We start from the raw sequence: 13,267 nt of genomic DNA on the forward strand, positions 1-13,267 counted from the left end.
TTTAGCACCGAGTCCTATCCGAGTACCTTTGCGATGAGCTCCATCGGGTTTTCGCATTTCACTTCTGAGCCGCTGATATGCAAGGCGTTTGAGATTTGCATTTTACAGGCGCTACACTCCGCGCTTACGATTTTTGCGCCCGAGTTTTTTATCATCGCGGCTTTTCTTTGTCCGGCCGCGCGGCTTAAGTGATATTTTTCGGACTGCATCGTCACTCCGCCAAAGCCGCAACACTCGCTAGGATCGTTCATCTCGATCATTTCGTAGTTTTGAGCGAGCAGTTTGCGAGGCTCTTTAAAGACGCCTTGCATTTTTCTAGCGTGACAAGGGTCGTGACAGGTCACAGTGGCTAAATTTTTGCCTTTTTTAGCCAAAATTTCAGCTAAATTCGTAAATTTTTCAAAATACTCCGTTGCTAAAAATATCTTCTTGCTCACCGCTTTTGCGCGCTCTCGCCACTGTTCGTCACCCGCAAAAAAGTGCTCGTAGTCGATCTTTATCATCGCCGAACAGGTCGCCTCGGGCACGATGATAGCATCTAGCTCTCCCAGCATTTTTTCAAAATATTCGATATTTCGCTTCGCCAAAACCTCGACCGTAGCAAAATCCCCCGTGAAATACGCCGGCGCGCCGCAACAGGCCTGCTTTTTCATCAAATTTAAATTTAACCCAAGCTCGCGCGCTATCTTAACCAAAGCCTCGCCGATGCCCGTATATGCGTAGTTTCCCATACAGCCGATGAAAACTCCGATAGTTTTGTCGCCGCCGTTATCGATAAACTCGGCGTGTGAGTTTAAAAAGCTCTTTTTGCTAGCGGTGGGCAAAAGCCGCTCTTTTTTCACCATCGGCAGGCTAAATCTCGGGCTCATCGCGCCTTCGCGGATCTTAAACGCGCAGCTTTGAAACACGTATCCCAGCCTCGCGCAAACATCCATAACCGCACGGTGGCGCAGTAGCCAAAAAAACGCCTTTTTATACCACGCGATGCCAAATTTATCCGCGATATCGCGGCGGACGTTTTCTATCGCCGTATCCACGCGCAAGGAGTTCGGACAGACCTCGACGCAGCTCGCGCACAAAAAGCAGCTCTCAAAGATATTTTTCGCGCTTTTATCAAGCTTCAGTTCGCCGCGCTCGTAAGCTCCCATAAGATCCAAAAAACCGCGCGGAGAGGTCGTTTCGTCGGAGTTTATGTGATGAATCGTGCAGACTTGGATACATTTACCGCATTTTACGCATTTATCGGAAATTTCGTCAAATTTAAACATATCTACTCATCAAACCGTTTTTGAAAATCGGCGTAAATTTTCAGGTATTTTTTTCAAATACGCGTCAAAGCACATCGCGATATTGCGGATGATTAGCGTGCCGGTCTCGTTTACGCTGATTTTTTCGGGCGTTATAGTGACAAATTCGCTTAAATTTTCAAGTTCGACCAAATCATCCTTAAAATACTCGAAAAATTTGATGTCAAATTTAGCCTCGACCGCCTTGATATCAAGCGCAAAGTTGCTCATCAGGCTCATTATCACGGCTTTTCTGATTAGATCATCGCCAGTTAGATATATGCCCTTGCAGTACGGCAAAACGCCGCTATCCAGGGCCTTTTCGTATTCGTCCATATCTTTGAAATTTTGAGCGTAGTATCTTTGCCCCTCGCCGATGCTAGTTAGCCCGATGCCGATGAGATCGGCTCCGCCCTTGGTCGTGTAGCCTTGGAAGTTGCGATGAAGCGTGCCGTTAGCAAGCGCGGCAAAAAGCTCGTCGCCCGGCTTTGCAAAGTGATCCATACCGATCATTTTGTAGCCGTTTTTGATAAAAAACTCGGCAGTGTATTTTAAAATTTCAAGCTTGGTTTTAGGGCTAGGTAGCGTAGCTTCGTCAAATTTACGCATAGATTTTTTTATCCACGGCACGTGCGCGTAGTTAAACACCGCCAGGCGGTCGGGAGACAGCGTCAAGGCCTTATCCAGCGTCGCTTTAAAGCTCTCTAGCGTCTGATACGGCAGGCCGTAGATCAGATCCATATTTATCGAGTTTATACCCTTGGCGCGCGCCATATCCACGGCGTTTTTGGTGATCTCGTAGGGCTGGATGCGGTGGATTTCTTTTTGCACGCGCTCGTCAAAGTCCTGCACGCCGTAGCTGATGCGGTTAAAGCCGTGAGAGACGAGCGCCTCAAGCTGCTCGCGGGTTAAAAATCTCGGGTCGATTTCGCAGCTGATTTCAGCTTCAAGCGAGAAATTTTTAAATTTAGCCTTTATGAGGCGGATTATTTTGTCTAATTGCTCTGCGCTATAAAAAGTCGGAGTGCCGCCTCCAAAGTGCATTTGCAGCACGGGCGCGCTCGTGTCGAGATTTGCACTTAAAATTTCAAGTTCTTTTTCGAGATAGTCGATGTATTTTTCCTTGCGCTCCTCTTTGCTCGTATATATCACGTTACAGCCGCAAAAATAACAGGCGCTGCGGCAAAACGGCAAGTGCAAATAAAGCGAAATCGGGCGCGAGGCGTCGCGGTTTTTTAGCTCCCGCAGGTAGTCCTCGTAGCTAAATTTATCGCTAAACTCGGGCGCGGTCGGATAGCTCGTGTAGCGCGGTCCCGGGCGCGAATACTTCACGTAAGCGTCAAAATCTATCATAGCGTTTTATTCCTCGCGTTTTTCATTAAATTTTGCATATCGACGAACAAATTGGGATACTGTTTTTTGATACCCTTTACCAGTTTTTCCAAATTTACGTCGATGCTTTTTTTGTTTTTATTTTTTGCGGCGATCTTGCGTATCTCGTCCATCGCCACGACCCAAACGTCGGCGAAATCTATCGGCACGTTTTGCCAGATCGTCTTTTCAAGCCTTAGCTCGAAATTTTCTTTTTGGACGTTGCGGTAGGCTTCGATGAGCTGCGAGAGCGATTTTAACGAAACCATCGTGTGCAAATTTTGATTTTCGTCGATGCCAAACCACGGCTCCACTCCGTCCCACGAGCCGCTTTTTAGGCTGAGGCTCATTTGATTGGGGTCGCTTGTCGGCACGATCTCAAATATCGTTTTCTCGCCCTCTTTTATCCCGAGCTCGCCCGAAATTTCGTCGATTTTTTCGTATGTTTTTTGTAGATTTTTTTCTTTCATTTACTTCCTTAACTTACCCGTTTCGATGTCTATCAAGCCACACCATCACGCCTTTTTGCGCGTGCAGTCTATTTTCGGCTTCGGCAAAAATCTCATCCGCGTGCGCCTCAAACACCGCCTCGCTTACCTCGTATCCGCGGTAGGCCGGCAAGCAGTGTAAAAATATCGCGTGCGGCGCGGCTAATTTCATCAAATTTTCATCCACACAAAAGCCCGCGAAGTCTTTTAGACGCTTTTCTTTTTCCGCCTCTTGCCCCATCGAGACCCAAGTGTCGGTAGTGACGACGTTAGCGCCCGAGACGGCTTCTTTTACGTCATGAGTCAGATAAATTTTAGCTCCCGAGATTTGCGCGTTTTTCATCGCTAAATTTAGGATTTCGCCGTCCGGCTCGTAGCCCGCGGGCGTCGCGATCCTTAGCTCTAGGCCGAGCTTGCTAGCTAGCATCAGCCACGAGTGAGCTATGTTGTTGCCGTCGCCGACGTAGGCTACGCATCCGCCCGCGTCAAATTCCAGCATCGTGAGGTAGTCCGCCATCAGCTGCACTGGGTGAAATTTATCGCTAAGGCCGTTTATCACGGGCACTCGGCTAAATTTGGCAAATTCCTCGAGCGTCTCGTGACGATTAACGCGAGCCATGACGAGGTCGCACATTCGCGAGATCACGCGAGCGGTATCTTTTATCGGTTCGCCGCGCCCGATCTGGATATCGCTCGAGCTGAGAAACAGCGCGTGTCCGCCAAGCTCGTTCATCCCCACGTCAAAGCTTACGCGCGTTCTAGTCGAGCTTTTCTCAAATATCATCGCCAATTTTTGATCTTTGAGATACGGTTTGAAATCTCGCGCCTTTGCTTCTTTTTTTATTTCGCGCGCCAAATTTATCATTTCTAAAATTTCGTCTTTACCGAAGTCGTTTAGCGTCAAAAAGTGTCGCATTTTGCCCCCTTATTCCCAAATTTTACCCATAAAATTTACAAGGCGAAGTATCGCGAGATGATTTTTCGAGTTTTGAAGCAAAATTGAGCGTGCGCTAGGCATATAGCCTGCGGAGCGAAAATTTTGCGAAATCTCGGAAAAGCGCTCGCGAGACAAGCCGCTATTTTCTTAGTAAAGCGGCGGCTTCTTTGGCGTGATAGCTGATTATTAGATCCGCCCCCGCCCTCTTAAACCCGACCAGCGTTTCCATCATAACGCGCTCATAGTCGATGACGCCCGCTTTTGCTGCAGCTTTTAGCAGAGTGTATTCGCCGCTCACGTTATACGCGCAGATCGGCAGTCTCGTTGCTTCGCGCAGATCGCGGATGATATCCAGATACGCAAGGGCGGGCTTTACCATCAATATATCGGCACCTTGCGCCTCGTCTTCTAGGCTCTCGCTCACGGCCTCCAGGCGGTTTGCGCTATCCATCTGATAGCTTTTTCGGTCGCCGAAGCTCGGTGCGCTCTCCGCTACGTCGCGAAACGGCCCGTAGTACGCCGAAGCAAATTTGGTCGAATACGCCATAATCGGCAAATTTTCATATCCGCTCAAATCCAGCGCCCCGCGTAAAGTAGCGATGATGCCGTCCATCATACCGCTTGGAGCGATCATATCGGCGCCGTTTCTAGCGTGGATCAGCGCTTGTTTAGCGGAGATCTCCAGCGTCGCGTCGTTATCGACGGTCTGATGAACGTGATCTAGGATGCCGCAGTGGCCGTGATCGGTGTATTCGCAAAAGCAAAGATCGGTGATCACGACTAGATCGGCAAATTTATCCTTTATCGCTCGAAGCGCGGTCGCGATGATACCTTCGTCGCTTAGAGCGTCGCTGCCTACGCTATCTTTTAGGCTCGGGATTCCAAACAATATCACCGCTTTTATGCCCAAATTTCGCACGATTTCGCACTCTTTTAAAATTTCGTCCAAACTCATCTGAAAGACGCCCGGCATCGAGCTTATCTCTTTTTTCACGCCCCTGCCTTCGACGACGAAAAGCGGATAGATAAAATCGCTCGCGCAAACGCTAGTTTCGCGCACCATTTCCCTGATCGCGGGATTTATCCTGAGCCTTCTAAAACGTTTAAACATAATTTTCCTTTTACTTCGCTACAATTTACGCTTAGTGTAACATAATAGGAGTTAAAATTTTATGAATATCGAGCTTTCAAATACGGCAAATTTACCCTCTCGTTTCGGGGCATTCGAGATACAGGCGTTTAAGGAGGGCAAGAAGGAGCATTTGGCTATATACAAAAAACCGTTCGGCGAGGTCGTAAACGTCCGCATCCACTCCGAGTGCCTAACGGGCGATGCGATCGGTAGCCTCAAGTGCGACTGCCGCGACCAGCTGGAAGCCAGCCTAAAATATATCGAAGAGCACGGCGGTATGGTGATTTATCTGCGTCAAGAGGGGCGAAATATCGGCCTGTTTAACAAAGTAAACGCCTACCACCTGCAAGACGAGGGCCTTGACACCATCGAGGCAAATCACCAGCTAGGCTTTAAGGCCGACGAGCGCACATACGAGATCGTGGATTTTATCTTAAAGCACTTCGGCATCGAAAAGATAAATTTGCTAACCAATAATCCAAAAAAATTATCCGGGCTAAAATGCGTGCAGATCGTCTCTCGCGTGCCGATCGTGATACACGCGAACAAATTTAACGAAAACTACCTGCGCGTGAAAAAAGAGCAGATGGGACATATGCTAGATGAAAATTGACCTGCCGCGGGACTTTGACGCGCAAACAGCCAAATTTAGCGAGATTTTGGCTAAATTTAACCGCGTGCACAGCCTAACTAGCTACAAAAATTTAAACGAGCAGATAGCAGACAGCATAGCTCCGCTTGAAATTTTCCCGCAAATTTGGGGTGCTAAAACGGCGATTGACGTGGGCAGCGGAGCGGGCTTTCCCGCGATATTTCTCGCGATGATTTTAAGGGAGTGCGAGTGGCATCTCTTTGAGCCCAGCCCGAAAAAATCGTCGTTTCTAAGCTACGTCAAGGCCGAGCTAAATTTAACCAACGTCTGCGTCAAAGCTTGCAAGATCGAGGACGGCGAGCCCTTTACGGCGCAGCTAATCACTAGCCGAGCGCTGATGAAAACGAAAGACTTACTAGGGATTTGCAACGGTTTTTTGGGCGCCCAAACTCAAATTTTACTTTACAAAGGAAGCAGCGTGCAAAGCGAGCTAGACGGGCTCAATGCTCAAATTTACGGGCGCGGCAACCGAAATTACGTACTTATAAAGGGCGGCGATGTTATTTAAAATTTTAGCTTTTTTGGCGGTTTTAATCGCGATTTATTTGATATTTTTTAAAACCCGCGTCAAAAGAGGCGTAAAAGGCGGCGCAAAAAAAGAGGACAAAGAGGCCGAAAATTTCGTCGAATGTAAAAAATGCGGCACCTTTATAGAGGCAAAAGACGCCGTAATAAGCGGCGGCGGTTATGTTTGCGAGGACTGCATGCAATGCGAAAAATAAAGGGCATAAAGGATAAAAAATGAAACTAATCGGCCACGAGCTAGTGCCCTATGAGCCGCTATTTTGGCGCGAAAATGCAGAGCAGATCGAAGCGGGCAAGCAAAATTTATTTAAATTTGACGAGGCCGCGATAAAGCGCGCGCAGGAGCTCGGCGCACAGTTTTGCGTCGAGGCGGAAAATCTAAACGAAACTATCGTCGCAAACGCAGCCGGAGCGAAATTTATCGTCGTGCCCCGCGAGCTTGCGATCAAGGCGGCAAAGCTGGCGCAGGATTATCTGTTTGACGCTCAAATTTGCGTCGTTATCGGCGGCGAAGGCGAGCTAGCCGAGCTGGCTAAAACAGGCGCGGACGTCGCAATTTTTAAAAACGCCGTAATAGGCAAGGATAAAAGATGATAAAATTTCCGCCGCTATATCTAAAATTTTTAGAAGATATCGGAGACGAAGAGTGCATAGACGTTTTTAACGAAATGGGCGCGGGCGCCTATCTATACGGGCGCGCGTCTCTAGCCGAGCGAAACGAAACATACGAAATAGCGCTTTACGAGCCCGGTTTTTATATGATAGGCCAAGACGGCGACCTTGGATTTTTCATAAAATTAAACTCGGACGATGCGATTTATATAAACGATCTAGGCGCGCTAGGCTCGGTTCCGATGCGCATAGTGGGGCGAGATATTTTCGCCTTCATAAAAAAGATAAAAGACGGCGGCAATATATTTTCGTAAAATTTATACGAGCAAAGGAAATAAATGGAACTTTTTAAAACCGCATTTTTGATGACGGCGCTGATGTTGCTTTTCGTAGCCGTGGGCGGCGCGATAGGCGGCACCAGCGGCATGATGGTGGCATTTTTGATTGCGCTTGGGATGAATTTCTTTTCGTATTTTTTCTCGGACACGCTCGTGTTAAAGCACTACAAAGCCGTGCCCGTAGACGAAGCGCACGCGACGGGGCTTTATCAGATCGTACGCGAGCTTTGCGCGAAGGCAAATTTGCCGATGCCAAAGATCTACATCATCCCAGAAGCCGTTCCAAACGCCTTTGCCACGGGTCGCAACCCGAGCCACGCCGCAGTAGCCGTGACCGAAGGGCTGCTAAATCTGCTAAACAAAGACGAGATAGAGGGCGTGCTAGCTCACGAGCTAAGCCACGTGCGCCACTACGACATCCTGACGGGCTCTATCGCGGCTGTGTTTGCGGGCGCGATCGCGATACTGGCGAATTTTGCGCAGTTTGGCGCGGCGAATCGTCAAGGCAAGCAAAATCCCCTGATGCTAATCGCTCTAGCCGTCATCATGCCTCTAGCCGCCACGATCATACGTATGGCGATCTCGCGGGCGCGGGAGTTTGAGGCAGATAGAGGCGCAGCGATGATAACGGGCAAGCCCCAACACCTAGCCGGCGCGCTGCGAAAGCTCGAGGACTACGCGCGCGGACGCGTGATGGCAAACGCCGACGAACAAAGCGCGCATATGTTTATCATAAATCCTTTTAGCGGCGTCAAAAGCGCGCTAGGCTCGCTATTTCGCACGCACCCGAGCACTCAAGACCGCATCGCCGCGCTAGAAAATTTACGCTCGCAACTAGATAGCGAAAACGGCGTGAAAGAGTATTTTAGAAAGTAAATTTGACGGGCAAATTTAAGCGCAGGTCTTGCCGTCAAATTTAAGCGGCTCGAAACTCGCCCAAATTTTATTCGGGCGGTTTTTTTACGAGAAAATATCGCCGCAGTTTGCGAAAACTAAAATTTAAAGGCGGTCTAGGTCGAAAAAAGGCAAAATCATGAAAAATATAGTCGTATACATACACGGCAAACACGGAAGTGCGCAGGAAGCGTCTCATTATGGGTCGCTTTTTGCGGACTGCGACGTGGTCGGTTTTGATTACAAAGCCAAAACGCCGCGGGAGGCAAAAGAGGAATTTCCGCCCTATTTTGATGCCGTTTTTAAAAAATACGACTCTGCAATGTTCGTAGCAAACAGCATCGGCGCATTTTTCGCCATGCACGCCTTAACGGATGCGCCGATAAAAAAGGCGTTTTTCATCTCTCCCGTCGTAAATATAGAAAATTTGATCGCAAATATGATGGCGCAAGCAAACGTAAGCGAAAAAGAGCTACGCGAAAAAGGCGAGCCGGACACCAGCTACGGCGAAAAACTTTCGTGGAAATACCTTTGCTACGTAAGGCAAAATCCCATTTATTGGACGGCGCCTACGCATATTTTATACGGCGAAAACGACGATCTGACACCGTTTGAAACAGTCTGCGAGTTCGCAAATCAAACCGGCGCGACGCTCACCGTTATGAAAAACGGTGAGCACAGGTTTCACACAAAGGAGCAAATGCGCTTTTTGGATAATTGGATACGGCACTTCGCCCCGGAAAGCACGAAAAGCCGCGAGGAAAATTACGGCATCAAGTAAAATTTGAACCTTATCTCGGTATAGAGGCAAATTTATGTCTCCCGTCGCAGCCGTAAAATTTACAAATTCCCGCCGCGATTTTAGCTTGCCGGTTTGCCGGGCGGCTAGGTTTCAGGCATTAAATTTGACATTTGATTTGCAACTTTGATTATAAACTCAGCTTACGATAGGCACGAATCTTGCTGTAGCGTAAGGTGGAATTTGAGCTAAATTTGCCCTTTGCGCCGCATCAAATTTGACCGTACGCGTCAAAATAAAATTTATCAAAAAGGCAAAACATGAAAATAGCCGTAAACGGCACGAGCGGATTTATCGGCGGCGAACTCTGCCGCTTTTTTAGAGTCCGGGGGCACGAGGTCGTAGCTATACCAAGGGCCGCCTACGCCGACAAAGACGCGCTCAAAAACCTCATCAAAGGCTGCGATGCGGTTATAAATTTAGCGGGCGCCTCTATCGCCGCAAGGTGGAGCGAGGCCTACAAAAAGCGCCTTCGCGCAAGCAGGATAGAGACAACGCGCACGCTGGTTTGCGCTATAAACGAGCTAGAAAATCCGCCCTTTTTCATCAGCGCTTCAGCCGTTGGGATATATGAAAACGGGCTTGGTCACGACGAGAGCTCGGTCAAATTTGACCGCGGATTTTTGGGCGAGCTAGCATGCGAGTGGGAGAGCGAGGCCGCTAAGGCGCGGACACAAACGGCGATATTTCGCCTAGGCGTAGTGCTGGGGCGAGGCGGCGCGCTAGCTAAGATGCTGCCGGCGTTTAGGCTCGGTCTTGGCGGCAAGATCGGTAGCGGCGAGCAGGCGTTTTGTTGGATTTGCGTAACGGATTTGCTGGAAGCGTTTAAATTTACCTTGCAAAACCGTCAAAGCGGCGTTTTTAATCTCGTTTCGCCGACTCCTAGCACAAACGGCGAATTTACTCAAATTTTAGGCGAGGTTTTGGGGCGACCGACGTTTTTTAAGGTGCCTAAATTTGCGTTAAATTTGATGTTTGGCGAGGGATCCGGCGTACTGCTTGAAGGCGCAAAGGTTTATCCCAAAGCCTTGATAAAAAGCGGATTTAGCTTTAAATTTAGCGATCTAAAAACGGCGCTTCGGGATATTTTGGGATAAAAAGTAGAGCAAACGACCCGAAGGACTTTCAAGAGCAAGCAGCGCACTACATAAATCCCAGCGCAGCGATCAATTCGGGAAATTTACCGCAAGAGTTCGAGTCAACTTGTGTTTAAATTTAATGTTTGGCGGCGGCATTCTATCGTTTTTATAAAGTCGTGCCGCATCGCCGTTCAAAATGCGCACAAATTTATTCTATAAATCAAAACCATTTGATCTCTAAGCTCTAAAAAAGTTCGGTCGAGAAAGCGCTTTCATCTATCCCTCGCCCGATGAAAACCAAAAAATTATCGCAGCGTTTGCGGTCGCTAAAAGGCGTTATCTCAAATTTACCGTTTACAAACTGCACGACGTATTGCGCCTCATCATCTTTGAAGCTCGCAAGCCCCTTGATGCGGTAAAAATTTTCCGGTATATCGCTCATAAATTTGATGAAATTTTGCCTATCGATGCCCTCGGGAAGATCTTTTTTAAACGAGACTATCCCCTCGTCTTCGTGCGTAGCATGCATCTTGCCCTCAAGCAGGACGGACGCAATATACGAGGTATCGCTCTGGCGGTAGAGCAGATAGTTTGGATTTAGCTCGGCGCCCACCGTCTCGAATATCTCGGCGCAGCGGTTGTTTTGGATCAAAGCTTGTCGTATCCGCTCCTTCTGCTCGCTTGAGATCAGATCGATTTTATTGAGCACTATGACGTCGGCGGCCTTGATCTGCTCGAGCATTATTTTTGATCTGCCCCGCTCTTTTAAAAAATTCGCCCCATCGACGATGGTGACGATGGCGCATAGATTGACCGCGTCTTTGATCTCGTTTAGCTCGCTTAAGATATTGAAAGGATTGGCGACGCCCGTGGTTTCAAGCACGATGCTATCGGGCTTTTTGGGCTTTAGCTGCGAGATCGCGAGCCTGATCTGCCCCGCCATGGAGCAGCAAACGCAGCCTTCATCAATCTCTACGAGCGCGTATTTGGCGTCCAGTAGCGCACCGTCTAGGCCGATTTTGCCGATCTCGTTTTGGATGATGCCCATAAATCTATTTTGCGCCGTTTCGTGCTCGATGAAATTTTGGATAAATTTCGTCTTGCCAGAGCCCAGATAGCCGGTGATGATGAAAAAATTCGGCCGCTCGCCGCCTTGCATAAAAATTTGCTTTTTATCCTCTTTAGCTAAGCGCAGCAAAAATTTAGACAAAGGCGCCGAGCCTGGCAGCTTCTTAAAGGATTTATCGTTAAATTTAAAGCATCCGTCACCCGCGTCCTCGCCGTAGATTAAATTTACAAAAATTTCGCCGCAGAGCGGATCTTTTTTGCTTTTTAAATTTCGATCTTTGTCGTAGATTACGGCGCGAGCCGCTTTTTTGTAAATTTCAAAGCTCTCGTAGCGCGGCTCGTAAATTTTACAAAGCGCGATATGCAAAAAGTTCATAAACGCAAGCGATACCCTAAAGCAGGGGAAATTTTTATCGAGCCCCTCTTTTGCGATGATCTGCTTGCCCTCTATGCGCACACCGTCCTTTGCGTACGATCTATCTCTGAGCTTTGTTTTAAAAGATAGCGCTATGCCCTGCTCTTGCGGCTTTAAATAGATCGTAGCGACGCCGAAGTTATTTAAAAGCTCCTTGTGCGCGGAGAAATTTCGCACCTTCGTCAAAAAGTCCGGCTCTCCGGCCAAAACGGCTTCAAAAAGCGAGACGTTACCGAGCAGTTCGTCGTTTGCGGAGGGGAAATAATAAAGCTCAAATACGCCCGCGCCATCTTTCACCTCTCGCAAAACGATGCCGTAAATTCCGCCGTAAAAGCCAAATTTGATGCTCCAACATTCGTTAAAATAGTTCCCCTTATACATCCCCTGATACCTGCTTGAGGATTTTACGTCGCTATCGTAAAGAGATTTCATCAATATGCATCTCATAAGCGACCTGTAATCCTCAAACGAGTATTTAAATTTCAAAGGGAAAATATCTTGAAATTCCATTTTTCTATCCAAATTTAACCTTATCGCCGTTGCCCAGATAATCGGACGTTTTGGTTCTAAATCTAGCCGTGCCCTTTACGATCGGATAGCCCTCGCGGACGAATTTTTGCACGGTCAGCAAACCCGTGCAGTGGTTACACGCCATGACCTGGTAGTTCCATCTTTTCAGCCCGATAACCAGATCGTCGTATTTTGGATCCCAGTCGTCAAACGGCGAGATATGAAGTCCGCCGTAAAGCCCGTAGAGTTGGTCGTTATCGTACTTAAGCTCCTTATGCGCGGAGTCCGAAAAAGTAATGATGCCTTGATGGCAGCAGCCCGTGATACTCACAAGACCTTTGTCTTTGACGTTTACGAAGATCGACTGCTCGCCAAAAACCCTCGTAATGATAGGGCAGTCATAGCAAAACGTACACATTCCGGGCTCAATCTCGTTTCTGCCCTTTTTAAACACTACAAGCTCGCCCTTATGACCAGAATCTTTGATATATTGTCTGCCCTCCGGGTAAAAGCCTTCGTGGATTATGATCCTGATGTCCGGCTTGTATTTTAAAACGACGGGTAGCGCCCAAAAGTGATCATAGTGCTCGTGCGACATTATGAGGGTGTCTATTTCGCCGCTTTGCAGCATCTTGTCGATCCCCTCCCGCTTAAAACACTCGTGCATCCATTTATAGGACCAGCCGCAATCAAGCAGATATTTTTTCTTTTCGCCGTTTAGACGCTCTATCTCTATGAGAGCAGAGTAGCCGCCCGCGTTATCGGGATTTACGGAAAGTTTTTTGGTTACCTCCCACGCCTCATCGATCTTATCGGGTAGAAGATGCTTGATTTGTGAAATTCCCTCTTCGTAGCTACCCTTAGCAAGCCCTTTACCGTTACCAAACGGTGGCCAGTTAAATAGATATTGATTGACTAGCAGTCCTCCTGCGCCTTTTATATCTCCCATCAGCATCGAGTTATCAAACCAGCTTGTTTCGGAGATATTAGTAACCTCGACGCTTTTAATCGCGCCAAAATCGGTCATCTTTCGCACTTCATCCGGAAGAAAAAATTCCCTCGCAGGAGAGTATGAAAACACCCCCATCGATGCGAGCGCTCCGAGCCCTATGCCCGCCGCGCCGCCTTTTATAAAATCTCTTCTAGCTTCATTCATCTCGG

At 48.1% G+C, this 13,267-nt stretch carries 15 protein-coding genes; 8 read left to right on the forward strand and 7 right to left on the reverse strand.

Translation table 11 applies throughout. The features are described 5' to 3' along the window. Positions 1-14: 14 nt before the first annotated feature. The 5 genes from CRECT_RS09315 to hemB all read right to left on the reverse strand — a co-directional run bounded on the left by CRECT_RS09315 (position 15) and on the right by hemB (position 5,193). Positions 15-1,268 carry a (Fe-S)-binding protein gene (locus tag CRECT_RS09315; RefSeq protein ID WP_004318561.1) on the reverse strand — a complete coding sequence of 418 codons (1,254 nt, stop codon included), beginning with the start codon at positions 1,266-1,268 and terminating at the stop codon, positions 15-17. Positions 1,269-1,277: 9 nt separating this feature from the next. Then, positions 1,278-2,639 carry an oxygen-independent coproporphyrinogen III oxidase gene (gene hemN / locus CRECT_RS09320; protein WP_004318319.1) on the reverse strand — a complete coding sequence of 454 codons (1,362 nt, stop codon included), beginning with the start codon at positions 2,637-2,639 and terminating at the stop codon, positions 1,278-1,280. Further along, complete coding sequence (locus CRECT_RS09325) at positions 2,636-3,127, reverse strand: DUF2603 domain-containing protein (protein WP_004318434.1); 492 nt, start codon at positions 3,125-3,127, stop codon at positions 2,636-2,638. Before CRECT_RS09325 ends, hemN begins: the two co-directional genes overlap by 4 nt. 13 nt (positions 3,128-3,140) lie before the next feature. Further along, entirely contained in the window at positions 3,141-4,061 is a 921-nt protein-coding gene (gene argF, locus CRECT_RS09330) for an ornithine carbamoyltransferase (RefSeq protein WP_004318476.1), read from the reverse strand. Between the two features lie 160 nt (positions 4,062-4,221). Then, complete coding sequence (gene hemB, locus CRECT_RS09335; protein ID WP_004318589.1) at positions 4,222-5,193, reverse strand: porphobilinogen synthase; 972 nt, start codon at positions 5,191-5,193, stop codon at positions 4,222-4,224. Positions 5,194-5,254: 61 nt separating this feature from the next. Between hemB and ribA the strand changes: the two genes are divergently transcribed. From ribA to CRECT_RS09375, 8 genes are all read left to right on the forward strand, one after another. After that, positions 5,255-5,827: a GTP cyclohydrolase II gene (gene ribA, locus CRECT_RS09340; protein ID WP_004318612.1), complete on the forward strand. Its 573-nt coding sequence runs from the start codon at positions 5,255-5,257 to the stop codon at positions 5,825-5,827. Further along, positions 5,817-6,374: a 16S rRNA (guanine(527)-N(7))-methyltransferase RsmG gene (gene rsmG, locus CRECT_RS09345; RefSeq protein WP_004318329.1), complete on the forward strand. Its 558-nt coding sequence runs from the start codon at positions 5,817-5,819 to the stop codon at positions 6,372-6,374. The genes ribA and rsmG overlap by 11 nt, the downstream gene beginning before the upstream one ends. Then, a complete protein-coding gene (locus tag CRECT_RS09350; RefSeq protein WP_004318493.1) occupies positions 6,364-6,588 on the forward strand; it encodes a PP0621 family protein in 225 nt (74 codons plus the stop codon). Before rsmG ends, CRECT_RS09350 begins: the two co-directional genes overlap by 11 nt. Before the next feature lie 19 nt (positions 6,589-6,607). Further along, complete coding sequence (locus CRECT_RS09355; RefSeq protein WP_004318552.1) at positions 6,608-6,985, forward strand: hypothetical protein; 378 nt, start codon at positions 6,608-6,610, stop codon at positions 6,983-6,985. After that, entirely contained in the window at positions 6,982-7,317 is a 336-nt protein-coding gene (locus tag CRECT_RS09360) for a hypothetical protein (RefSeq protein WP_004318600.1), read from the forward strand. The genes CRECT_RS09355 and CRECT_RS09360 overlap by 4 nt, the downstream gene beginning before the upstream one ends. 24 nt (positions 7,318-7,341) lie before the next feature. Next, on the forward strand, positions 7,342-8,217 hold the full coding sequence (gene htpX, locus CRECT_RS09365) for a zinc metalloprotease HtpX (protein ID WP_004318283.1): 876 nt from the start codon (positions 7,342-7,344) through the stop codon (positions 8,215-8,217). A gap of 157 nt (positions 8,218-8,374) precedes the next feature. After that, on the forward strand, positions 8,375-9,016 hold the full coding sequence (locus tag CRECT_RS09370; protein ID WP_004318535.1) for an alpha/beta hydrolase: 642 nt from the start codon (positions 8,375-8,377) through the stop codon (positions 9,014-9,016). A gap of 278 nt (positions 9,017-9,294) precedes the next feature. After that, complete coding sequence (locus CRECT_RS09375) at positions 9,295-10,131, forward strand: TIGR01777 family oxidoreductase (protein WP_004318387.1); 837 nt, start codon at positions 9,295-9,297, stop codon at positions 10,129-10,131. A 226-nt stretch (positions 10,132-10,357) separates the two neighbouring features. On the opposite strand, the gene CRECT_RS09380 is transcribed toward CRECT_RS09375, so the two are convergent. Together CRECT_RS09380 and CRECT_RS09385 are read right to left on the reverse strand one after the other, a co-directional pair. Beyond that, positions 10,358-12,118, reverse strand: a complete 1,761-nt coding sequence (locus CRECT_RS09380) for a CobW family GTP-binding protein (protein WP_004318287.1) — start codon at positions 12,116-12,118, stop codon at positions 10,358-10,360. Further along, a complete protein-coding gene (locus tag CRECT_RS09385; RefSeq protein WP_004318461.1) occupies positions 12,111-13,262 on the reverse strand; it encodes an MBL fold metallo-hydrolase in 1,152 nt (383 codons plus the stop codon). Before CRECT_RS09385 ends, CRECT_RS09380 begins: the two co-directional genes overlap by 8 nt. Positions 13,263-13,267: the final 5 nt, after the last annotated feature.

The sequence above is a fragment of the Campylobacter rectus genome (assembly GCF_004803795.1).
GTDB classification, from domain to species: domain Bacteria; phylum Campylobacterota; class Campylobacteria; order Campylobacterales; family Campylobacteraceae; genus Campylobacter_A; species Campylobacter_A rectus.